Here is a 22,125-nt window from a genome sequence, read left to right as displayed (position 1 = left end):
TACGGCGGGCGGCGGCCTCCCGGCGGTCCGCGGCGGCTTCGCCGGCGGCGCGGACGCCTGGCTGGCCAAGCTGGGCGGCCTGCGGAACACCGTCCGGCAGGAGCTGGTCGCCCGGCAGGTGGACGAACAGCTGGCCGCGCACTTCCCCCAGCCGGCCGGCGCGCACGCCCGGCGGCGGCTGCGGGTGCTGGACATCGGCCCCGGACAGGGCACGCAGGCGCTGCGGCTGGCCAGGGCCGGCCATCTGGTGACCGGCCTTGAGGCCGATCCGGTGATGCTGACGGCGCTGCGTGCCTCGGTGGCGGCCGAGCCCGCCGAGGTACGCGAGCGCTTCGTGGTCGTGCAGGGCGACGGCCGGGAGACGGGACGGCACTTCGACCCGGCCTGCTTCGACGTGGTGCTCTGCCACGGTGTGCTGATGTACGTACCCGACCCGGAGCCGATGCTGGCCGCGCTGGCCCGGGTGCTGGCGCCCGGCGGACTGCTGTCCCTGCTGGTGCGCAACGGCGACGCGCTGGCGCTGCGGCCCGGTCTGTTCGGCGACTGGGCGGCCACGCTCGACGCCTTCGGCTCCGACCGCTACACCAACCGGCTGGGCCTTGCGACGCGGGCCGACCGGCGGGGGCCGCTGACCGCGACGCTCGCCGGGATCGGGGTGCCGCTGGCCGCCTGGTACGGGGTGCGGGTCTTCACCGACACCGCCTCCGACGTGGCCAGGGCGCCACAGGACACCCGGGAGCTGGGGCTGCTGCTGGCGGCGGAGGAGCGGGCCGGGCGGACCGATCCGTATCGCTCGGTGGCGGCGCTGCTCCATCTGTGCGGCATACGCGGCTGAGCCCGGCCGCGACGGCGCGGGTCCGGTGGCCTTCCGGCGTGGTGGTCCGCGGCGGACCGCCGTTTCCGGCCGGGCACCCGATTGGCGGTCCGGCCGAGCCGCACCGCCGGGCAAAAGCAACAATGCGGACATGAGTGGATCGCATCCGTCCCGTACCCGCGTCCTGCTGCCCGTCGCCGCCGTCCTGTCCGTGACAGCGCTGCTGGCCACCGGTTGCAGCGCGCAGTCCGACGCCGGCGCCCCCGGCTCCTCAACCGGCGTCCCGGCGGCCCACGACGCCGCGGTCGCCGCCTCCTCGGGCGGCAACGGCCTGCAGAACGCCTACCAGGACGCGGTCAGGAACGTGCTGCCCTCGGTCGTGCAGATCACCACCAACACCGACCTGGGCTCCGGTGTGGTCTTCGACACCAAGGGCGACATCGTCACCAACGCGCATGTGGTCGGCAAGGCCAAGAACTTCAAGGTGTCGCTGGCGACCGGCGGCAAGGCGCTGGACGCCAAGCTGCTCTCCGCGTTCCCGGCGAGCGACCTTGCCGTGATCCGGCTGACGTCCACCCCGAGCGGACTGAAGACCGCGGCCTTCGCCGACTCCAGCAAGGTGGCCGTCGGCCAGATCGTGCTGGCCATGGGCAATCCGCTGGGGCTGTCCGGCAGCGTGACCGAGGGCATCGTCTCGGCGACGGGCCGTACCGTCAGTGAGAGCCAGGGCGGGTCCAACAGCACCGGCGCCACCATCCCCGACCTGATCCAGACCTCGGCGGCGATCAACCCCGGCAACAGCGGCGGCGCGCTGGTGAACCTCGACAACCAGGTGATCGGCATCCCGACGCTGGCGGCCACCGATCCTCAGCTGGGCAGCGGCGCGGCGCCCGGAATCGGCTTCGCCATCCCGTCCTCGACGGTCGTGATGATCGCGAATCAGATCATCACCAACGGCAAGGTCACCAACTCCGGACGGGCCGCCCTGGACGTCACCGTCCGCGGTGTGGTGGGCAAGAACTTCCTGCCGTCCGGGGCGGCGATCGTCACGGTGGAGAAGAACGGGGCCGCGGCCAAGGCGGGTCTGCGGGCCGGGGACGTGATCACCAAGCTGGGCAACACCACGATCGGCACGGTCCAGTCGCTGACGGACGCGCTGGCCCGGCTGAAGCCGGGGAACAAGGTCAGGATCGAGTTCGGCCGCGGCAACACCGGCCACGCGGCGGAAGTCACGCTGGGAACGCTGTAGTCACACGGCCGGGGAGCGGCGCGCCCACCGGGGGTGGGCCCGCCGCTCGCCCGTCGGCCGACTGGGCGGTCAGGATTCGTCGGTGGCTTCGGGGGCTTTGGAGGCTTCGGGCGCTTCAGGGGCTTCGGCGTGCAGGCTCATCGGGCCGTAGATGCGGGTCTCGCCGTCGAAGAGGACGACCTGGTCGGCGCCGCCCTCGACCAGTTCCTTCCAGATCTCGCCGATCCAGGACTCGGCGTCCCCCTGAGTGGTGAACTCCTCCGGCTGCACCGCGGGCGGCACCTCGGTGCCGTCGGCCTTCTCGAACCGCCACGTCCACGCCATGTGCTTCTCCCTCGGTCCGGTGGTCAGGGCTGCTGTCGTCTGTTCGGTCTGGTGCGGTCTGCGCTCTGCCGTCGCAGCGTAGCGGCAGCGGACGCGGGGGAAGAGGTGCTGTCCGCTCGGCGGGGTCCCGCGCGCCGCGGCCGGTCGGACGCGAGACGATCGTGCGGTGGAACTGACTCTGCTCGGCACCGGCGGCCCCGAGGGACTACCGGAGCCCGACTGTCCCTGCGCGGCCTGCGCGCTCGCCGTCGGCGCCGGGACGCGGGCGGCGACCGCCGTGGTGGTGGACGGTGTGGTGCTGCTCGATCTCACCCCGGGGATGGCGCTGGCCGCGGCCCGCGCCGGGCAGCCGCTCGGCGGGCTGCGCCTGGTCGTGCTGTCGCACCCGCACGACGGCCCCCCGCTGGAGATCCCGCCCGGCCTTCCCGCCCCCGCCCGGCTGCCGGACGGTCAGCGGCTGCCGCTGATCACCGGGCACCGGGTGGAGGCGCTCGCGATGGACGCGCCGGGCACGGGCTACGCCGTGGAGTCGCCCAGCGGGCTGCGGCTGCTCTATCTGCCCCCGGGCTGCGCGCCCGCGGGTCTCGCCGAGTTCCACGGTCCGCCCTACGACCTGGTGCTGCTGGACCTGGTCGGCCGGCCGGACGCGCTGGCCCGGCTCCGGGCGGCCGGCGCGGTGACCCGAACAACCGACGTGGTCGCCGTCCATCTCGACCACCACGCAGCGCCCGAGCCGGAGTTGACCCGCCGGCTCGCCGCGCTCGGCGCCCGCGCGGTGCCCGACGGCACGACGCTGGCCGTCGGCGACTACCAGCAGGTGCCGGATGTGCCGCGGCGCACGCTGGTCCTGGGCGGCGCCCGTTCCGGCAAGTCCGCCGAGGCGGAGCGACGGCTGGCGGCCTTCCCCGGCGTGGTCTACGTGGCCACCGGCGGCACCCGCGAGGACGACCCGGACTGGGCCCTGCGGGTGTCCCAGCACCGGGAGCGCCGCCCGCCCGGCTGGCGCACCGAGGAGACCTGCGACCTCCTCCCCCTCCTCGCCGACGCCGACGGCCCGCCCCTGCTCATCGACTGCCTAGGCCTCTGGCTCACCCACGCCGTCGACGACGCCGCCGCCTGGTCCGACCCCGCCGCCCTGGCCGACGTCCACGCCCGCACCGCCGCCCTCACCACCGCCTGGCGCACCACCCGCCGCACGGTCGTGGCCGTCTCCAACGAGGTCGGCTCCGGCATCGTCCCCGCCACCCCCTCGGGGCGTCTCTTCCGCGACGAACTGGGCCGCCTGAACGCGGCGATCTCGGCGGAGTCCGAGCGGGTGCTCCTGGTGGTGGCGGGAAACGCGGTGACGCTGCGGTAGGGGGTGGGGCCTCGGGCCGCCCTTTTCCCCGCCAGCCGAAAACCGCCAGCCGAGAACCGCCACCCGCCCCCGATCGAGCCACCCCGGCGAGGGGACCGGTACTGTTCGGGCCGTGAGCGGGATCGAGATGGACGACTTCGGGGCCCTGGTGGAGCGGCCGGACGCCGGGGTGCGGCGGGAATCCGTCGAGCGGTGGCGGCGGCTGGTGAAGCCGGCCGGCGGGCTGGGGAAGGCCGCCGGGCTGGCGGACTGGCTGGCGGCGGTGCAGGGGCAGTTGCCCGCGCGGCCGATCGAGCGGGCCCGGGTGCTGGTGTTCGCCGCGGACCACGGCGTGGCCGTCCTCGGGGTGTCCGCGCGGCCCGCGGGCACCGCGAGCGTGCTGGCGCGGGCCGTTATCGACGGGACCGCGCCGGTGAGCGTGCTGGCCCGGCGGTACGGCGCGCAGGTGCGGGTGGTGGACATGGCGCTGGACTGCGATCCGGCGGAGCTTCCCGCCGAGGTCACCGCCCACCGGGTGCGGCGCGGTTCCGGCCGGCTGGACATCGAGGACGCGCTGACCGTCGAGGAGGCCGAGCAGGCGTTCCGTACCGGGATGGCGCTGGCCGACGAGGAGGCCGATTCCGGCACCGACCTCGTGCTGCTCGGGGACATCAGCGTGGGCGGCACCACCCCCGCGGCGGTGCTGATCGCCGCGCTGTGCGGCACCGACGCCTCCGTGGTCACCGGCCGCGGCTCCGGCATCGACGACCTGGCCTGGATGCGCAAGTGCGCCGCAATCCGCGACGGCCTGCGCCGCGCCCGCCCGGTGCTGGGTGACCAGCTCGCCCTGCTCGCCGCGGTCGGCGGCGCCGACTTCGCCGCGATCACCGGCTTCCTGTTGCAGTCGGCCGTACGCAAGCTGCCCGTCGTACTCGACGGTGTGGTGAGCGCGGCCTGCGCGCTGGTCGCCCAGCGGATCGCCTTCCGGGCCCCCGACTGGTGGGTCGCGGGGCACGCCAGCTCCGAGGCGGGCCAGGACAAGGCGCTGGACCGGATCTCGCTGGAACCGCTGCTGGACCAGGGCATCGCCTCCGGCGGCGGTACGGGCGCGGTGCTCGCGCTGCCGCTGCTCCAGGCCGCGGCCGACCTGTCCGCCGAACTGCCGGACGAGGCCGAGCCGGTGGAGCCGGCCGGGTCCGAGGAGCCGCGAGCCCCGGAGCACCCGGAGCACCCGGACGACACTCCTGAGGCATAGCCCGGTCCTGGCCCGGCCCCGCTTAACTGAAAATCAGACAAAAGCCCGTAAACTCTCCGGTCATGGGAACGGGCAGCGGGGCCGCCGGGCCCGGCGGCCGGCTGTGGCGCTTCGCCGCCGCCGAGTGGGGCAAGGTCTTCCCGGCGGCCTGGCGCCGGCTCCGGCTGCGCGGGCTCCGGGCGGTGCCGCTCACGCTGGCGGGGTGTGTGGGCGTCCTGGCGCTCCAGTTGCTCCAGCACGAGCCGCGCACCCGGGGGTGGGTGGACCGGCTCGGCGGGGTCTACGCGACCCTGCCGTGGTGGCAGGAACTGCTGCGCACGCCGCTGTCCGTCTTCGTACCCGACGCCTCGCTGCCCGTGTGGGGGCTGGTGCTCCAACTCGTCGTCGTCTTCGGCGTCGCGGAGACGATGCTGCGCACTCCCCGCACGCTCGCGGTCGCCCTCCTCGCGACCCTCGCGGGGACGTGTTTCGCCCGCTACTCCCTCTGGATCGGGCCCGGGGGTTTTCTGGGCCTGCCCACCGACGATCTGCGCGTCCGCGATACGGGGCCTTCGGCGGCGGTGGTGGCGCTCGGCGTCTACACGGCGTGTCGCTACCGGGCGTACGGGATGTCGGCGGTGATCGCGGGGGCGATGGTGGTCGAGGTGGTCTGGGTGCCGAATCTGGCGGGGGTCGCGGCGATCCTCTCTCTTGCGGCGGCGGAGTCCCTCCGGGTCCCGCCCCGCCCCCGGTCCCCCGCCGCGGGGCTGACGCCGCGCTCCCGGGTGCCGGTGCGTCGTGGCTGGTCGCGCAGTTCCCCGCGCCCCTTCGGGGCCCGGACAGGTCCCGTCGGGGCACGGTTCTCCTCCCGGGCGGAGGACGCCCGGCCAGGGGCGCGGGGAACTGCGCCACAAGCCACAGCGGACCCGCACCCGGCAACAAAACCGCACCACCCACCACCCACCCCGAAAGGGGCGCGGGGAACTGCGCGACAAGCCACAACGAGCCCGCACCCGGCAACAAAACCGCACCACCCACCACCCACCCCAAAGGGGCGCGGGGAACCGCGCGGTAGCCTCGGCGGGGTGAGCGAGGACGCCGGGCGGAAAGGCTCCGCAGGAGACGCGTGGAGGTTTGCGTTCGGGACGCTCAGCGTGCTGCCGGTGACGCTGACCCGGTGGGACCGCACCGCCGCGGCCGGCGGGATGGCCGTCGCGCCCGGGGTGGGCGTCGTGGTCGGCGGGGCGGCGGCCGCCGCCGGGGCCCTGCTGACCGGCCTCGGGGCGACCGCGCTGATCGCCGCCGTCGCCACCGTCGCCGTCGAGGCCGTGCTGACCCGGGGCCTGCACCTGGACGGCCTCGCGGACACCGCCGACGCGCTGGGCAGCGGCAAACCCGCCGAGGACGCGCTGCGGATCATGAAGCAGTCGGACATCGGCCCCTTCGGCGTGGTCACCCTCGTCCTCGTACTGCTCGCGCAGACCGCCGCGCTGACCGCCTGCTACGGCCACGGCTGGGTCTACGGCGGCGCCGCCGCCGTCCTGGCCGGCGCCGCGGGCCGGACCGCGATGACGCTCGCCTGCCGCCAGGGAGTCCCGGCCGCGCGCCCCGGCGGGCTCGGCGCCGCGGTGGCCGGCGCCGTCCGGCCGCGTACCGCGCTGGCCGCGGCCGCGGCCGGCGCGGTGGCCGCCGGCCTGGCCGGCGCCGCGTTCGGCGGGCCGACCGCGCTGCGGGCGGTGATCGCCTGGTGCCTGGGACTGCTGGCCGCCGAGGCCCTGCTGCGCCGCTGCCGTCACCGCTTCGGGGGCGTCACCGGCGACGTCTTCGGCGCGCTGTGCGAAACCGCGGCCACCGCCACCCTCCTCGTACTGGCCCTGCGCTGACCCCCGCGGCCCCGGTCCAGCGGTCCACCCACCAGGGCATAGTGACTGGGCGTAAGCTCAGGAACTCCTTACGGCCCCACGTACCCCCCTCCGTTCCAGCGGAGTGGCGGAATACGATGCGAAAGGCCGGGCCGGGCCACCCACCGGCCGCCGACAGGACCTCGACCGAATAGGACCTCATCCACCGTGACTGCACTGACACTGAGCACCTCCTCCGCCGCGGCCCTGCGGGCGGACGCCGTCGTCATCGGCGTGGCCAAGGGCCCCAAGGGCCCGCGCATCGCGCCGGGCGGTGAGACGGTGGACTCCGCGTTCGACGGCAAGCTCGCCGCCACGCTGGAGACCCTGGGTGCCTCGGGCGCCGAGGGCGAGGTGACCAAACTGCCCGCGCCGGCCGGCGTGAAGGCACCGGTCGTCGTCGCGGTCGGTCTCGGTGAGGAACCGCGGGACGGCGAGGGCTTCGACGCCGAGGCGCTGCGCAAGGCCGCGGGTGTCGCGGCCCGCGCGCTGGCCGGATCGAAGAAGGCGGCGTTCGCGCTGCCCGCCTCCGACCCGGTGGGCGTGGAGGCGGTCGGCACCGGCGCCCTGCTGGGCGCGTACGCCTTCACCACCTACCAGGCGAAGGACGGCGGCAAGGCCCCGCTGGCCGAGGTGTCGATCACCGGCGCCAGGCCACGCGACAAGGAGCACAAGGCCGCCGCCGAGCGCGCCACTGCCGTGGGCGTCGAGGTCAACCGCGCCCGCGACCTGATCAACACCCCCTCCAACGACCTGGACCCGAAGGCCTTCGCGGCCGCCGTGCAGACGGCCGGCAAGGAGTTCGGCTTCAGCGTCGAGGTGCTGGACGAGAAGGCGCTGGCCAAGGGCGGCTACGGCGGCATCCTGGGCGTCGGCCAGGGCTCGGCGACCCCGCCCCGGCTGGTCCGGCTGGCGTACACGCACGCCAAGGCCACCCGTACGCTCGCCTTCGTCGGCAAGGGCATCACCTACGACTCGGGCGGCATCTCGCTCAAGCCGGCCGGTCACAACGAGACGATGAAGTGCGACATGAGCGGCGCCGCCGCGGTGTTCGCCGCGATCGTGGCCAGCGCCAAGCTCGGCCTCGAAGTGAACCTCACCGGCTGGCTCGCGCTGGCCGAGAACATGCCGGGCGGCAACGCGACCCGCCCCGGCGACGTACTGCGGATGTACAGCGGCAAGACCGTCGAGGTGCTGAACACCGACGCCGAGGGCCGGCTGGTGCTGGCGGACGCGCTGGCCCGCGCCTCGGAGGAGAACCCGGACGCGATCGTGGACGTGGCGACGCTGACCGGCGCGATGGTGCTGGCCCTGGGCGAGGGCCGGTTCGGGATCATGTCCAACGACGAGGGCTTCCGTACCGCGATCCACACCTCCGCGCTGGCCGAGGGCGAGGACTCCTGGCCGATGCCGCTGCCGAAGGCGCTGCGCAAGACCTTCGACTCCCCCACCGCCGACATCGCCAACATGGGTGTGCGGATGGGCGGCGGGCTGATCGCCGGGCTGTTCCTGAAGGAGTTCGTCGGCGAGGGCATCACCTGGGCGCACCTGGACATCGCGGGCCCGGCCTTCCACGAGGGGGCGCCGTTCGGCTACACCCCCAAGGGCGGCACCGGCAGCGCGGTGCGCACGCTGGTGAGCCTGGCCCGGCAGGCCGCTGACGGGGACCTGCTCTGAACGGGTGACATCGGTCACGTACGGCCCCGGGCGACGTGCCCGGGGCCGTACCTCGTGTTCCCGCGGGATGGGCCGGTGGCCCGTACGCCCCCGAGAAGTGCGAAGATGTTGTCTCGGCACGACAGGGCCCCCTTTGAGACAAAGCGGCCGAACCTAAGCCGCCGCCCGGTCTTGGTGGACCGGCTCCGGCGAACCCATGCATGGAGGACGTGACGTGGCGAACGACGCCAGCACTGTTTTCGACCTAGTGATCCTCGGCGGTGGCAGCGGAGGCTACGCAGCCGCCCTGCGTGCCGCGCAGCTGGGACTTGACGTCGCCCTGATCGAGAAGAACAAGCTCGGGGGCACCTGTCTGCACCAGGGATGCATTCCCACCAAGGCGCTGCTGCACGCCGGTGAGATCGCGGACCAGGCTCGCGAGAGCGAGCAGTTCGGTGTGAAGACCACCTTCGAGGGCATCGACATCGCGGCCGTCCACAAGTACAAGGACGACGTGGTGGCGGGCCTCTACAAGGGCCTGCAGGGCCTGGTGGCCTCGCGCAAGGTGACGTACATCGAGGGCGAGGGCCGGCTGTCCTCGCCCACCTCGGTCGACGTGAACGGCCAGCGGGTCGAGGGGCGCCATGTGCTGCTCGCGACCGGTTCCGTACCGCGCTCGCTGCCGGGGCTGAACATCGACGGCGACCGGATCATCTCCTCCGACCACGCCCTGGTGCTGAACCGGGTGCCGCAGTCGGCGATCATCCTGGGCGGCGGTGTGATCGGCGTCGAGTTCGCCTCGGCGTGGAAGTCCTTCGGCACCGACGTGACCATCGTCGAGGGCCTGCCGCACCTGGTGCCGGTCGAGGACGAGAACAGCTCCAAGCTGCTGGAGCGGGCCTTCCGCAAGCGCGGCATCAAGTTCAACCTCGGCACCTTCTTCCAGAGCGCCGAGTACACCGCGGACGGCGTGCGGGTCACCCTCGCCGACGGCAAGACCTTCGAGGCCGAGGTGCTGCTGGTCGCGATCGGCCGCGGCCCGGTCTCGCAGAACCTGGGGTACGAGGAGCAGGGCGTCGCGATGGACCGCGGCTATGTCCTGGTCGACGAGTACATGCGGACGAACGTGCCGACCCTCTCGGCCGTCGGCGACCTGGTGCCGACCCTGCAGCTGGCGCACGTCGGCTTCGCCGAGGGCATCCTGGTCGCCGAGCGGCTGGCCGGCCTCAAGCCGGTGCCGATCGACTACGACGGTGTGCCGCGCGTGACGTACTGCCACCCGGAGGTCGCCTCGATGGGCATCTCCGAGGCGAAGGCCAAGGAGCTGTACGGCGCCGACAAGGTCGTCACCCTCAAGTACAACCTGGCCGGCAACGGCAAGAGCAAGATCCTCAAGACCTCCGGCGAGGTCAAGCTCGTCCAGGTCCGCGACGGAGCGGTCGTCGGCATCCACATGGTCGGCGACCGGATGGGCGAGCAGGTCGGCGAAGCTCAGCTGATCTACAACTGGGAGGCGCTGCCCGCCGAGGTCGCGCAGCTCATCCACGCGCACCCGACGCAGAGCGAGGCGCTCGGCGAGGCCCACCTGGCCCTCGCGGGCAAGCCGCTGCACGCACACGACTGACCCTCATCCACGCCACCCCATCCGCACAGATCCGTGAGGAGCAACCGCAACCATGGCGGTTTCCGTAACCCTGCCGGCGCTCGGTGAGAGCGTGACCGAGGGCACTGTCACCCGCTGGCTGAAGGCCGAGGGTGAGCACGTCGAGGCCGACGAGCCGCTGCTCGAGGTGTCCACCGACAAGGTGGACACCGAGATCCCCTCGCCGGCGTCCGGTGTGCTCGCGTCCATCAAGGTCGCCGAGGACGAGACGGTGGAGGTCGGCGCCGAGCTGGCCATCATCGATGACGGCAGCGGCGGCGCCCCCGCCGCCGCTCCCGCCCCGGCCGCCGAGCAGCAGCCCGCGCCCGCGCAGCCCGCACCCGAGCCCGCTCAGCCCGAGCCCGCCGCCGAGGCCCCGGCCCCGGCTCCCGAGGCCACCCCGTCCACCGAGGTCCAGGCACCGGCGCCCGCGCCGACCGCCGAGGCCGCCAAGGGCGGCAGCAGCGCCGCCGGCACCGACGTCACGCTGCCCGCGCTCGGTGAGAGCGTCACCGAGGGCACCGTCACCCGCTGGCTGAAGCAGGTCGGCGAGAGCGTCGAGGCCGACGAGCCGCTGCTGGAGGTGTCCACCGACAAGGTCGACACCGAGATCCCGTCCCCGGTGGCGGGCACCCTGCTGGAGATCCTGGTCCAGGAGGACGAGTCGGCCGAGGTCGGCGCCCGCCTGGCGGTCATCGGCGCCGCCGGTGCCGCTCCGGCCCAGGCACCCGCGCCCGCCGCGCCCGCCCCTGCTCCGGCCGCCCAAGCGCCCGCCGCACCGGCACCGGCACCCGCTGCTCCGGCTCCGGCGGCACCCGCGCCGCAGGCACCGGCCCCGCAGCCGAAGGCCGCCCCGGCGCCCGCGCCGGCCGCGCAGGCACCCGCCCCGGCACCCACGCCCACGCCCGCCGCGCAGGCTCCGGCCGCCCCGGCCCCGTCCGCCACCGCCCCCAGTGACGAGGGCGCCTACGTCACCCCGCTGGTCCGCAAGCTCGCCGCCGAGAACGGCGTGTCCCTCGGCTCGGTGCGCGGCACCGGTGTCGGCGGCCGGATCCGCAAGCAGGACGTGCTCGCCGCCGCCGAGGCGGCGAAGGCCGCGGCGGCCGCCCCCGCCGCTCCGGCCGCCGCCACCGAGCGGAAGGCCGCCCCGGCGGTCTCCCCGCTGCGCGGCCAGACGGTCAAGATGACCCGGATGCGCAAGGTCATCGGCGAGAACATGATGAAGGCCCTGCACAGCCAGGCGCAGCTGACCACCGTGGTCGAGGTGGACATCACCCGGATCATGCGGCTGCGCAACCAGGCCAAGGACGCCTTCTTCAGCCGCGAGGGCGTGAAGCTGTCCCCGATGCCCTTCTTCGTGAAGGCCGCCGCCCAGGCGCTCAAGGCGCACCCGGCGATCAACGCGCGGATCAACGTGGACGAGGGCACCATCACCTACTTCGACTCCGAGAACATCGGGATCGCGGTGGACTCCGAGCGCGGTCTGATGACCCCGGTCATCAAGGGCGCCGGCGACCTGAACATCGCCGGTATCGCCAAGAAGACCGCCGAGCTGGCGGGCAACGTCCGGGCCAGCAAGATCACCCCGGACGACCTGGCGGGCGCCACCTTCACCATCAGCAACACCGGTTCGCGCGGCGCGCTGTTCGACACGGTCATCGTGCCGCCGAACCAGGCCGCCATCCTGGGCATCGGCGCGACCGTCAAGCGCCCGGTGGTCGTCGAGACCCCCGAGGGCACGGTCATCGGCATCCGGGACATGACGTATCTGGCGCTCTCCTACGACCACCAGCTGGTGGACGGTGCCGACGCGGCCCGTTACCTGACGGCGGTCAAGGAGATCCTGGAGGCGGGCGAGTTCGAGGTCGAGCTGGGCCTGTAGTCCGCCGGGGGGCGCCGCACGGCGTCCGTACGGCATCCGCGGCGCCCCCGTCCCGGTCAGTCCGGGGCGGGGGCGCCGTCGTCCTTGCGGAGCCCCCGTCCCGGACCGGCCGATATCCGTCCCGGTCCGGGTGGAGGCACGGTTGCTTCCCCGTCGTATCGTCTACCTCACGCAGATCGGAAGGAGTGCACCCCATGGCCGCTGCCGCAGCTCAGCAAGCCGAGGCCCGGCACCTGGTCGTGCACAGCCTGCGCGAGCAGATCCGCGAGCACATCCTCGAAGGCATCGTCAGCGGGCGCTGGCAGCCGGGCGAGCGGATCGTCGAGCGCCGAATCGCGGTGGAGCTGGAGGTCAGCCAGACGCCGGTACGGGAGGCGCTGCGCGAGCTGGAGACGCTGCGGCTGATCGAGTCGGCGCCGAACAAGGGCGTGCGGGTCCGCAATCTCACCGCGGCCGACCTCAAGGAGAGCTATCCGGTGCGGGCCGGCCTGGAGCAGGTGGCGGCCGAGCTGGCCGCCGGGGCGCTGGCCGACGACCCCTCCGCGCTGGTGCGGGAGGTCGCCGCGCTGCGGGCGGCGGACGCGGCCTTCGACGACGAGGCGCAGGTGCGGCACACGGTGGCCTTCCACCACGAGCTGGTCCGGGCGGCCGGCAACGCGGTGCTGCTGCACAGCTGGGAGTCGCTGGGCATCGAGGTGTGGACGACGCTGTCGATCCGCTGGCTCAGCCCGGCACCGCGGGCGTACGCGGCCGAGCATCAGGACATAGTGGACGCTTTCGTCCGGCGCGACCCGGGCATCTGCGGACTGATCAAGGCCCATGTGCTGAGCTGCGCCCCCCAAGTGTGAGGCGCGAACCGGCTGAGGCCGATCTTTCCAAGGTCGCGCACCGCTGACACTCTGTGCCCTCAAGGCTGTCACCGGGTGCCGACTTTCGAAATCATGTCCGTTGCCCATTGATCGATCATCGATCGGCGACGTACCGTGGACGGCGGAGGAGCGAGCCCTGTCATGCCGACCAAGTGAACTCGCACTCTCCATCCCTCCCTCCGTTCGGAAGGCGGCACCCCATGCCCGACGACGACGTACGCCGACCACGGCTGAGTCAGCTCGACCAGATCCCGGACCGCGACCCGGAAGAGACCGCCGAGTGGCGCGCCTCGCTCGCGGCTGTCACCGCGTCCGCAGGTCCGCACCGGGCCGCGTACCTGATGCGTCGCACCCTGGAGTCCGCCGCGCCCGAGGTGGCGCTGCCGCCGCTTCTGGAGACGGAGTACATCAACACCATCCCGACCTCCGCCGAGCCCGCCTACCCGGGCGACGAGGCGCTGGAGGCCAGGATCACCGCCTGGAACCGGTGGAACGCCGCCGCGATGGTGACCCGCGGCAGCCGGCAGGGCCTGGGCGGCCACATCGCCACCTTCGCCTCGGCCGCCTGGCTGTACGAAACGGGCTTCCAGCACTTCTTCCGCGGCAAGGAGGACGGCTCCGGGGACCAGCTCTACCTCCAGGGCCACGCCTCCCCCGGCATCTATGCCCGCGCCTTCCTCGACGGACGGCTCTCCGAGGGCCAGCTCGACCGCTTCCGCCAGGAGGCCGGCGGTGACGGCCTGCCCTCCTACCCGCACCCGCGGCGGCTGCCGTGGCTGTGGGAGTTCCCGACCGTCTCCATGGGCCTCGGCCCGCTGTCCGCGATCTACCAGGCGCGCTTCAACCGCTATCTGGAGCACCGCGGCATCAAGGACACCTCGGGCTCGCGGGTCTGGGCCTTCCTCGGCGACGGCGAGATGGACGAGCCCGAGTCGACCGCCTCCCTGGCGCTGGCCGGGCGTGAGGGCCTGGACAATCTGACCTTCGTGATCAACTGCAATCTGCAGCGTCTCGACGGCCCGGTCCGCCCCAACTTCAAGATCGTGCAGGAGCTGGAGGCGCAGTTCCGCGCGGCCGGCTGGCACGTCGTGAAGGCGCTGTGGGGCGTGGCCTGGGACGAGGTGATCGCCCAGGACTTCGACGGCGCGCTGCTCAGGCGGCTGCGGGAGACCCCCGACGCGCAGTTCCAGACGTACGCCACCCGGGACGCCGCCTATGTGCGCGAGCACTTCTTCGGCGCGGACGCCTCGCTGCGCGCGATCGGTGCCCGGCTGTCCGACGCCAAGCTGCTGGAGCTCTTCCAGGTCTCCCGCGCCGGGCACGAGCCGCGCAAGGTGTACGCGGCCTACCGCGCGGCCGTCGAGCACAAGGGCGCCCCGACGGTGATCCTCGCGCAGACGGTGAAGGGCTACACGCTCGGCGCCGGCTTCGAGTCCCGCAACGCCAACCACCAGATGAAGAAGCTCACCGGCGCGCAGTTCCGCACCATGCGCGACCTGCTGGAGCTGCCGATCCCGGACAGCGCGCTGGACGCTGACGTGGTCCCGTACTGGCACCCCGGTGAGGACTCCCCCGAGATGCGCTATCTGCGGGAGCGGCGCGCGGCCCTCGGCGGTCCGGCCCCGGCCCGCAAGGTCGTCACCAAACCGCTGCCGATGCCGCCCGACAAGCCCTTCGCGTCGCTGGAGAAGGGCTCCGGCGGCCAGGAGATCGCCACCACGATGGCGTTCGTCCGGCTGGTCAAGGACCTGATGCGGGAGAAGGAGACCGGACGCCGCTGGGTGCCGATCGTGCCCGACGAGGCCCGGACCTTCGGCATGGAGTCGCTCTTCCCGTCGGCGGGCCTTTACTCGCCCAAGGGCCAGACCTACGACCCGGTGGACCGCGACCAACTCCTCTACTACAAGGAGGCGAAGGACGGCCAGATCCTCAACGAGGGGATCACCGAGGCCGGTTCGCTCGCCGACTTCACCGCCGCGGCCACGTCGTACGCCACGCACGGCGAGCCGATGATCCCGTTCTACATCTTCTACTCGATGTTCGGCTTCCAGCGGACCGCCGACCAGTTCTGGGCGCTCGCCGACCAGCTGGGCCGCGGCTTCGTGATCGGCGCCACCGCGGGCAGGACCACGATGACCGGTGAGGGCCTCCAGCACGCGGACGGCCACTCGCACCTGATCGCCTCCACCAACCCGGCGGCGATCTCCTACGACCCGGCGTTCGCGTACGAGGTCGCGGTGATCGTCCGCGAGGGCCTGCGGCGGATGTACGGCCCCGAGGCCGAGGACGTCTTCTACTACCTGACGGTCTACAACGAGCCGAAGATCCAGCCGGCCATGCCCGAGGGCGTCGAGGAGGGCATCCTCAAGGGCCTGTACCGCTACCGCACCGCCGAGGGCTCGGTCACCGTGCCGGCCGGCGCGCCCCGGGCCCAGCTGCTGGCCTCCGGCACCGCCATCCACTGGGCGCTGGAGACCCAGCGGCTGCTCGCCGAGGACTGGGGGGTGGCGGCCGACGTATGGTCCGCGCCGTCCTGGACCGAGCTGCGGCGCGAGGCGCTGGAGTGCGACGCGGCCGGGCTGCGCGGCGACGAGCGGGTGCCGTACGTGACCCGCGCGCTGGAGGGCGCTCCCGGGCCGGTCATCGCCTTCAGCGACTGGATGCGGGCCGTGCCGGACCAGATAGCCCCCTGGGTCCAGCAGGACTGGACCTCGGTCGGCACCGACGGGTTCGGCCTGTCCGACACCCGGGACGCCGCCCGCCGCCACTTCGGGGTGGACCCGCAGTCGCTGGTGGTCCAGACCCTCGCGGCGCTGGCCCGGCGCGGCGAGGTCCGCGCCCAGACCGTCAAGGAAGCGGCCGTGCGCTACGGACTGTGATCCCCGCTGCGCCGTCCGTCGCCGCGGCGGATGGCGCAGACAGCACACGCAGGGCGGCGTACGGCGGACCGACCCCCCGTCGTACGCCGTCCTGCGCACCGCGCGGGACGAACGCGCGGTGAACGCGGGATGATCCCCGGGGCCCCGCGCCGCGGCGCTACGGGCCGCGAAACATGCAGGACACCGTTATCGACCGCTTCTGTGACACCTGTGGCAGCCGGGCAGGAGGTGATCGGGCCGGTCACGGCGAATCTACCGGCCCGAAAGGGATTGCGGGCCTCCGGCACCAGCGGTTACGGTCCCCCCGATGGCTGCCAACCCAAGCCCGCTGACGGCTCCCACCGCCGAAGACTTCCGTGCCTGGCACCGGGTCCAGGCCGCCGCGCTCGCGCACGACCGGCCGGGCGACCCCATACCCTCCGAGGACGCCCTGCGGGCCGCGCTGACCACGAGCGGCAGCGCCTACCGGCAGGTGCTGTGGCTGGTCCGCGGTTCCGGCGCGGACCCGGTGGCGACCGCGCGGCTGCGGCTGTTCACCGAGCCGGCCCGCCAGCAGCTCGCCGAGGTGGAGCTGACGGTCCATCCGGCGCACCGGCGGATGGGCGCGGGCTCCCGGCTGCTGGCGACCGTCACCGAGGCGGCCACCGACGCGGGCTGCCGCAGCCTGGCCACCGAGGTGGTGGCCCGCAGCTCCGGCGAGAGCTTTCTGGCCACCCGCGACTTCCATCCCGTGCTGCGGATGAGCTGGCTGCGCCTGGTACTGGACGAGCTGCCGGAGCAGATCGCCAAGCTGCCCCAACTCCCCCATCCCGGCTATCGGTTGACCTCCTGGGAAGGGGTGGTCCCGGACCCGCTGGCGGCCGGTCTGGCCCGCGCCAAGCAGGGCATGGCCGACATGCCGGTGGGCGCGGTCGACTTCGGACCGGCCGAGTGGGACGAGGAGCGGGTCCGCGAGTCCGCGCGGGTCGTCGCCCGGCGCGGTGAGCGGCTGCTGACGGTGGCCGCGCTCGCCGAGGCGGACGGTTCGGTGGCCGGCTACACCGAGCTGGTGCTGCCCGCCGACGGCTCCGGGATCGCCCAGCAGTACGACACCGCGGCGCTGCCCGGCCACCGCGGCCACGGACTCGGCCTGTGGATGAAGGCCGAGATGCTGCGGCTGACGCGATCCCGTTACCCGGAGATCACCGAGGTCATGACGGACAACGCCGACGACAACCGGCACATGCTGGCCGTCAACACGGCGCTGGGCTTCCGGCCCCGGCGGCGTACGGTGATCTACCAGCTCAAGCTACGGGTACGCTGACGTGTTCCGGCACATGCCGGGGACTCCGGGACGACCTGGCGGTCCTGGGAAGATCGTAACGACACGGGTGTAACCGGGGCGCTCCGCGTGCGTGCCGGAGCGGCAACCGGGAAGCTGGACGCGTGATGGACGAGACGGAGTTCTGGGAGATCGTCGACAGTACCCGCGAGGACGCGGACGGCGATCCGGAGGAGCATGCGGATCTGCTCGTCGACCGGCTGGCCCAGCTCGATCCGGACGCGGTCATCGACTTCGCCCGGCATTTCGAGACCCGCTTCAGCCGGGCCTTCCGCTGGGACCTGTGGGCCGCCGCCGACATCATGCTGGGCGGCGCGGACGACGAGTCCTTCGACTATTTCCGTTGCTGGCTGATCGCCCAGGGCCGCCATGTCTTCGAGGGCGCCCTGAACTCCCCGGACGACCTGGCCGTGCTGGCCGAGGACTTCGACCCGGAGACGGACGGCGACGCCGAGGAGATCGGCTACGCGGCGGACGAGGCGTACGAGCAACTGACCGCCGTCCGGCTGCCCGACCTCGGTCTGCCGGAGCCGGACGCGCCCGAGGGCGATCCGATCGACATGGACGACGAGCGGTTGCTGGCGGAGCGCTTTCCGCGGCTGTGGGCGCGTTTCGCCTGAGCGGGCCGCCCGGGGCGGGCCCCGGCACCGGCCCTGGCACCGGCGCGGGTCCGCCGGGGTCCGGGCCGCCGGCTCCCGCGGTGCCCGCCGTGCCTGACGCGCCGTCGGCGCCGGGCCCTGCACAATGGCCCCCATGCGTATCGCAGTCACCGGCGCCTCAGGACTGATCGGCTCCACGCTCGTCCGCTCCCTCGGCGCGGACGGCCACGACGTCGTCCGGCTGGTGCGGCGGGTGCCCGGCGGGGACGACGAAGTGCGCTGGGACCCGGACGGCGGCACCGTGGACACCGCCGGGCTGACCGGCTGCGAGGCCATCGTCCACCTGGCGGGCGCCGGCATCGGCGACCGGCGCTGGACCGAGGCCCGCAAGAAGGTGCTGCGGGACAGCCGGGTACGCGGCACCGACACCATCGCCCGCGCGGCGGCCTCCCTCGACACCCCGCCGCGGCTGCTGCTGTGCGGCAGCGCCATCGGCTTCTACGGCGACACCGGCGACTCCTGGGTGGACGAGGACAGCCCGGCCGGCGACGGCTTCCTGGCCGACCTGGTCCAGCAGTGGGAGGCCGCCGCCGCTCCGGCCCGCGCGGCGGGCATCCGCACCGCGCACGCCCGCACCGGCCTGGTGGTGTCCGGCCGGGGCGGCGCCTGGGGACGGCTCTTCCCGGTCTTCCGGGCCGGACTGGGCGGCCGGATGGGCAGCGGGCGGCAGTACTGGAGCTTTATCGCCCTGCACGACGAGATCGCCGCCCTGCGGCACATCATCGACGACGACCGCCTGTCGGGCCCGGTCAACCTCACCGCCCCGGAGCCCCTCACCAACAGCCAGGTCACCGCGGCGATGGGCCGCGCCCTGCACCGCCCCACCCTCGCCGCCGTCCCGGCGCCGGTACTGCGCGTCGCCCTCGGCGAGTTCGCCGGCGACGTACTGAGCAGCCAACGCGTCCGCCCCAGGCGGCTGTTGGACTCCGGCTTCGCCTTCGCGTTCCCGGAGATCGACCAGGCCATCGGCGCGGCACTGGAGGCGTAGAGCCTGTGCGCCCCGGCCGCCGGGGCCGCGTACGGGGGCCTGCGCGGTCCGTGCGCTGGTGGGGGCGGCCCGGGGCCGGAGCCGGGCCGGGAGGGCGGCTGGGGGGCTCAGGGGGCCACTCGGGGGCCACTCGGGGGCAAGTGGACCGGGACATCGGGTGCGGGCGGTGCCTAGGGTGCCTTCATGGATGCTCTGCTCGCCGACGACCTGGCCCGGCTGCCCGAACTGCTCGGTATGACCCGGGAGTACGCCACCCGCTTCCTGACCGGGCTCGCCGAACGGCCCGTCGCGCACGTGGAGTGGCGGGCCGTCAGCAAGGCGGTGGGGCTGCCCGCCCAGGGGCAAGGCCTCGAAGGCGCGCTGGCCGAGTTCGGCGCCCGGTGGGAAGAAGGGCTGTCGGCGAGCGCCGGGCCGCGCTATCTCGGCTTCGTCACCGGCGGCGCCACCCCCGCGGGCCTGGCCGGAGACTGGCTCACCGCCGCCTTCGACCAGAACGCCGCGTCCGGCGGCGACTCCTGCGCCGCCGAGCTGGAGAAGGAAACACTGGGCTGGCTGCGGGAGTTGTTCGGCCTCGGCGCGGCCCACCACGGCGCCTTCGTCAGCGGGGCGTCGATGTCGAACACCGTCGGGCTGGCCATCGCCCGGGAGTGGGTGGGCAGGCGGCTCGGCGTGCGCGTGTCCGAGGCGGGCGCCGCCGCGCTCGGCCCGGTCGAGGTGCTGTCCGGCAGCCCGCACTCCAGCGTCGGCAAGGCGCTGTCGGTGCTGGGGATCGGGCGCGAGCGGCTGCGTACCGTACCGACGCTGCCCGGGCGGGAGGCGGTCGACGTGGACGCGCTGGCCGCCGCGCTGGCGGCGCTGGACGGCCGGCCGGCGATCGTGGTGGCGAACGCCGGCACCGTCAACACCGTCGACTTCGACGATCTGCGGGCCATAGCCGCGCTCCGGGACCGCTTCGACTTCTGGCTGCACGTGGACGCCGCCTTCGGCGGCTTCGCCGCCCTCTCGCCGGCGCACGCCCACCTCACGGCCGGGCTCGACCTGGCCGACTCAGTCTGCGTCGACCTGCACAAATGGCTCAACGTCCCCTATGACTCGGCGGTCCAGTTCACCCGCCACCTCGAACTCCAGACCGCCGTCTTCCACAACGCCTCCCCGTATCTCGGCGCTCCCGACCCCGCCGACCCCGACTTCCTCCACCTCACCCCGGAGAACTCCCGCCGCCTGCGCGCCCTGCCCGCCTGGCTCACCCTCGCGGCGTACGGCGCGGCAGGCCATCGCGAGATCGTCGTCCGCAACACGGCCTCGGCCGCCTCCCTGGCCGCCGCCCTCGACGCCCACCCCGCCTTCCGCGTCCTCGCCCCCGCCCGCCTGAACGTCGTCTGCTTCACCCTCGCCGACCGCCCCACCCCTGCCCGGCTCGCCGCCCTCAGCAGCGCGGTGACCGCCTCCGGCGAGGCCTTCCTCACCCCCACCGTCTACGCGGGCGCCCCGGCCCTGCGCGCCGCCTTCTCCAACTGGCGCACCACGGAGGCCGACACGAGGCGCGTCCTCGACGCGCTCGTGGCGGCGGCGGGCTCCTGAGGGCGCCGCGCTCCCGTGACCCGGGCCGGGCCCGATCCGGCCCGGCCCGTCGAGGACGCTCACTGCCGCAGCGCCGCCAACCGGTCGTAGAACGCCCGCGCCGCCGCCGTGTCGCGATACGGCTCCAGCCGGCGGCCGAAGTCGCGGACGTACTCCGCCGCCCGCAGCGACCTCATGTCGGCCGCCTGCTTGGCCACCTCGGTGCCGTGGCCGCAGGCGATGTCCAGTTCGCCGAGGCCGAGGCGGGCGCACGCCAGGACCGTACGGGAGAACAGCCGGCTGCGGGCGTAGGCCGGGGAACGCAGCTGGAGGGAGCGCTCCGCGTGCTGCGCCGCCGTACGCCACTGCTGGAGGTCGCGGTGGCAGTGCCCGAACTCGTCGGCGAGCTGGGCCTCGTCGAAGAAGCGGGCCCAGCCGGGGATCTCGTCGCCGCCCCGGGCCACCGACAGAGCGCGCTCGGAGCGGGCCAGCGCGGCGGCGCACGAGCGGGCCTCGCCCAGCAGGCCGTGCCCGCGCGCCTCGGCGGCGTGCAGGATCGCCTGCACGACGGCCGGGGCGCCCGTACCGACGCCCTGCTGGGCGACCCGGGCGAGCTGGACGGCCTCGCGCCCGTGTCCGAGGTAGACCGCCTGCCTGCTCATGGTGACCAGCACATAGCCGCCGTACACCCGGTCCCCCGCGGCCTGCGAGAGCCGCAGCGCCTGGACGAAATAGCGCTGGGCGAGCCCGTGGGCGCCGATGTCGTACGACGTCCAGCCGGCCAGCCGGGTCAGGTCGGCGACGGCGGCGAACAGACGGCGGCCCAGCGCCTCGCCGTAACTGCCGCGCAGCATCGGCTCGGCCTCGTGCTCCAGATAGCGGACCAGGGCCTGACGGGCGTGGCCGCCGCCGTAGGCGTCGTCGAGGCTGCGGAAGAGGTCGCCGACCGCGCGGACCGCGGCGATGTCGCCGGCGCCGATCCGCTGCCGCGCCGCCTCGGGCCGCGTGACACGGGCGCTGCCCGGCTCGACCGGGTCCACGGCGCCCTGGGGTCCCTGGGGCGGCAGCGCCGGGAGTTCATGGCCTCTGCTCTGGGTCGGCACCCGGGCCGCCGGATCGGGGTTCCGGGCGTCCGGTGCCACCACCGTGTCGTCCTCCCGTCCGATCAGCCAGTCCCGGCTGGGCACGACGAGTCCGGCCGGGGTGAAGGCGATCTTGCGCAGCTCCGTCTGGTTGCCGGTGTCCTTGCGCCACAGCCCGCTGACGATGTCCACCGCCTCGCCGGGGGTGGCCGCGTACTCCAGCCCCGCGTAGACCGGCGCGACCGCGTCGAGTCCGAGGTCCTGGGCGGACAGCCGTCGTCCCAGCCGCTGGGTGAACACCTCGGCGATCAGCGCCGGGGTGGTGCCCCGGGGCTGCTGGCCGCGCAGCCAGCGGGTGACGGAGGTCTTGTCGTAGCGCAGGTCGAGGCCGTGTTCGGTGCCGAGCTGGTCCACCCGGCGGGCGAGCCCGGCGTTGGAGAAGCCCGCTTCGGCGATCAGCGCGGCGAGTCTGCTGTTCGGACGGGTGGAGTTGTGCGACCGGCCGGAACGGGCCGCGGGGGTCTCAGGGGTCGTACGGCCCGCCCTGCTCGGCTGGTCCGGGCGGTCGGGCTCGGCCGGGCCCTGCTGACCGGCGACCGGGCTGTCGGGGCGGTCCGGGCGGTCAGGGGTTCGCTGCGTGGCATGGTCCGTCATCGGCAGTGCGGTCCACTTCCGCTCGGATTCCGCTCGGAATCTTCGAATCTCACGATCGGCGTGAATGTAACGGTC

Annotated in this window: 16 protein-coding genes; 14 read left to right on the top strand and 2 right to left on the bottom strand. The window is 73.8% G+C overall.

The window, feature by feature from the left end; translation table 11 throughout:
- The first annotated feature begins 70 nt into the window (after window positions 1-70).
- Both ACFO3J_RS02125 and ACFO3J_RS02120 read left to right on the top strand, forming a co-directional pair.
- The gene (locus ACFO3J_RS02125) at window positions 71-835 is read left to right on the top strand and encodes a class I SAM-dependent methyltransferase (protein ID WP_386426014.1); all 765 of its coding nucleotides are present in this window, start codon (window positions 71-73) and stop codon (window positions 833-835) included.
- A gap of 130 nt (window positions 836-965) precedes the next feature.
- A complete protein-coding gene (locus tag ACFO3J_RS02120; RefSeq protein ID WP_386425436.1) occupies window positions 966-2,063 on the top strand; it encodes a S1C family serine protease in 1,098 nt (365 codons plus the stop codon).
- Between the two features lie 69 nt (window positions 2,064-2,132).
- Here the strand turns inward: ACFO3J_RS02120 and ACFO3J_RS02115 are convergent, their stop codons facing one another.
- Window positions 2,133-2,387, bottom strand: coding sequence for a hypothetical protein (locus ACFO3J_RS02115; RefSeq protein ID WP_386425434.1), 255 nt, complete (start codon window positions 2,385-2,387; stop codon window positions 2,133-2,135).
- Between the two features lie 166 nt (window positions 2,388-2,553).
- Between ACFO3J_RS02115 and ACFO3J_RS02110 the strand changes: the two genes are divergently transcribed.
- From ACFO3J_RS02110 to ACFO3J_RS02055, 12 genes are all read left to right on the top strand, one after another.
- Window positions 2,554-3,744, top strand: coding sequence for a bifunctional adenosylcobinamide kinase/adenosylcobinamide-phosphate guanylyltransferase (locus ACFO3J_RS02110; RefSeq protein WP_386425431.1), 1,191 nt, complete (start codon window positions 2,554-2,556; stop codon window positions 3,742-3,744).
- A gap of 112 nt (window positions 3,745-3,856) precedes the next feature.
- Window positions 3,857-4,978 carry a nicotinate-nucleotide--dimethylbenzimidazole phosphoribosyltransferase gene (gene cobT / locus ACFO3J_RS02105; RefSeq protein WP_386425428.1) on the top strand — a complete coding sequence of 374 codons (1,122 nt, stop codon included), beginning with the start codon at window positions 3,857-3,859 and terminating at the stop codon, window positions 4,976-4,978.
- Window positions 4,979-6,042: 1,064 nt separating this feature from the next.
- Complete coding sequence (locus ACFO3J_RS02100; protein WP_386426013.1) at window positions 6,043-6,840, top strand: adenosylcobinamide-GDP ribazoletransferase; 798 nt, start codon at window positions 6,043-6,045, stop codon at window positions 6,838-6,840.
- Between the two features lie 186 nt (window positions 6,841-7,026).
- The gene (locus ACFO3J_RS02095; protein WP_386425425.1) at window positions 7,027-8,535 is read left to right on the top strand and encodes a leucyl aminopeptidase; all 1,509 of its coding nucleotides are present in this window, start codon (window positions 7,027-7,029) and stop codon (window positions 8,533-8,535) included.
- Window positions 8,536-8,749: 214 nt separating this feature from the next.
- Window positions 8,750-10,138, top strand: a complete 1,389-nt coding sequence (gene lpdA / locus ACFO3J_RS02090; RefSeq protein ID WP_386425423.1) for a dihydrolipoyl dehydrogenase — start codon at window positions 8,750-8,752, stop codon at window positions 10,136-10,138.
- A 52-nt stretch (window positions 10,139-10,190) separates the two neighbouring features.
- Window positions 10,191-12,038, top strand: coding sequence for a 2-oxoglutarate dehydrogenase, E2 component, dihydrolipoamide succinyltransferase (gene sucB, locus ACFO3J_RS02085; RefSeq protein ID WP_386425420.1), 1,848 nt, complete (start codon window positions 10,191-10,193; stop codon window positions 12,036-12,038).
- 194 nt (window positions 12,039-12,232) lie between these two features.
- Window positions 12,233-12,886 carry a GntR family transcriptional regulator gene (locus ACFO3J_RS02080; RefSeq protein WP_386425418.1) on the top strand — a complete coding sequence of 218 codons (654 nt, stop codon included), beginning with the start codon at window positions 12,233-12,235 and terminating at the stop codon, window positions 12,884-12,886.
- A 221-nt stretch (window positions 12,887-13,107) separates the two neighbouring features.
- The gene (gene aceE, locus ACFO3J_RS02075; protein ID WP_386425417.1) at window positions 13,108-15,786 is read left to right on the top strand and encodes a pyruvate dehydrogenase (acetyl-transferring), homodimeric type; all 2,679 of its coding nucleotides are present in this window, start codon (window positions 13,108-13,110) and stop codon (window positions 15,784-15,786) included.
- A 307-nt stretch (window positions 15,787-16,093) separates the two neighbouring features.
- On the top strand, window positions 16,094-17,089 hold the full coding sequence (locus ACFO3J_RS02070) for a GNAT family N-acetyltransferase (protein WP_386425414.1): 996 nt from the start codon (window positions 16,094-16,096) through the stop codon (window positions 17,087-17,089).
- A 125-nt stretch (window positions 17,090-17,214) separates the two neighbouring features.
- Window positions 17,215-17,727, top strand: a complete 513-nt coding sequence (locus ACFO3J_RS02065; RefSeq protein ID WP_386426011.1) for a DUF4240 domain-containing protein — start codon at window positions 17,215-17,217, stop codon at window positions 17,725-17,727.
- Window positions 17,728-17,851: 124 nt separating this feature from the next.
- Complete coding sequence (locus ACFO3J_RS02060) at window positions 17,852-18,754, top strand: TIGR01777 family oxidoreductase (protein ID WP_386425411.1); 903 nt, start codon at window positions 17,852-17,854, stop codon at window positions 18,752-18,754.
- A gap of 183 nt (window positions 18,755-18,937) precedes the next feature.
- Complete coding sequence (locus tag ACFO3J_RS02055; protein WP_386425408.1) at window positions 18,938-20,335, top strand: pyridoxal phosphate-dependent decarboxylase family protein; 1,398 nt, start codon at window positions 18,938-18,940, stop codon at window positions 20,333-20,335.
- 59 nt (window positions 20,336-20,394) lie between these two features.
- Here ACFO3J_RS02055 and ACFO3J_RS02050 read toward each other — a convergent pair whose 3' ends face one another.
- Window positions 20,395-22,050 carry a regulator gene (locus tag ACFO3J_RS02050; protein WP_386425405.1) on the bottom strand — a complete coding sequence of 552 codons (1,656 nt, stop codon included), beginning with the start codon at window positions 22,048-22,050 and terminating at the stop codon, window positions 20,395-20,397.
- Window positions 22,051-22,125 lie beyond the last annotated feature (75 nt).

Source organism: Streptomyces polygonati, from assembly GCF_042650325.1.
Lineage (GTDB): Bacteria > Actinomycetota > Actinomycetes > Streptomycetales > Streptomycetaceae > Actinacidiphila > Actinacidiphila polygonati.
Note: the sequence above shows the minus strand (reverse complement) of the source record. Positions and strands in the feature narration are given on the sequence as shown.

Excerpts from the sequence above, each read along its gene's own strand:
- ACFO3J_RS02050 (WP_386425405.1), bottom strand. The coding sequence starts at position 22,050 with ATGACGGACCATGCCACGCAGCGAACCCCTGACCGCCCGGACCGCCCC.
- ACFO3J_RS02065 (WP_386426011.1), top strand. The coding sequence starts at position 17,215 with ATGGACGAGACGGAGTTCTGGGAGATCGTCGACAGTACCCGCGAGGAC.
- ACFO3J_RS02060 (WP_386425411.1), top strand. The coding sequence starts at position 17,852 with ATGGCCCCCATGCGTATCGCAGTCACCGGCGCCTCAGGACTGATCGGC.
- sucB (WP_386425420.1), top strand. The coding sequence starts at position 10,191 with ATGGCGGTTTCCGTAACCCTGCCGGCGCTCGGTGAGAGCGTGACCGAG.
- ACFO3J_RS02070 (WP_386425414.1), top strand. The coding sequence starts at position 16,094 with ATGGCTGCCAACCCAAGCCCGCTGACGGCTCCCACCGCCGAAGACTTC.
- ACFO3J_RS02120 (WP_386425436.1), top strand. The coding sequence starts at position 966 with ATGAGTGGATCGCATCCGTCCCGTACCCGCGTCCTGCTGCCCGTCGCC.
- ACFO3J_RS02115 (WP_386425434.1), bottom strand. The coding sequence starts at position 2,387 with ATGGCGTGGACGTGGCGGTTCGAGAAGGCCGACGGCACCGAGGTGCCG.
- aceE (WP_386425417.1), top strand. The coding sequence starts at position 13,108 with ATGCCCGACGACGACGTACGCCGACCACGGCTGAGTCAGCTCGACCAG.
- ACFO3J_RS02055 (WP_386425408.1), top strand. The coding sequence starts at position 18,938 with ATGGATGCTCTGCTCGCCGACGACCTGGCCCGGCTGCCCGAACTGCTC.
- ACFO3J_RS02080 (WP_386425418.1), top strand. The coding sequence starts at position 12,233 with ATGGCCGCTGCCGCAGCTCAGCAAGCCGAGGCCCGGCACCTGGTCGTG.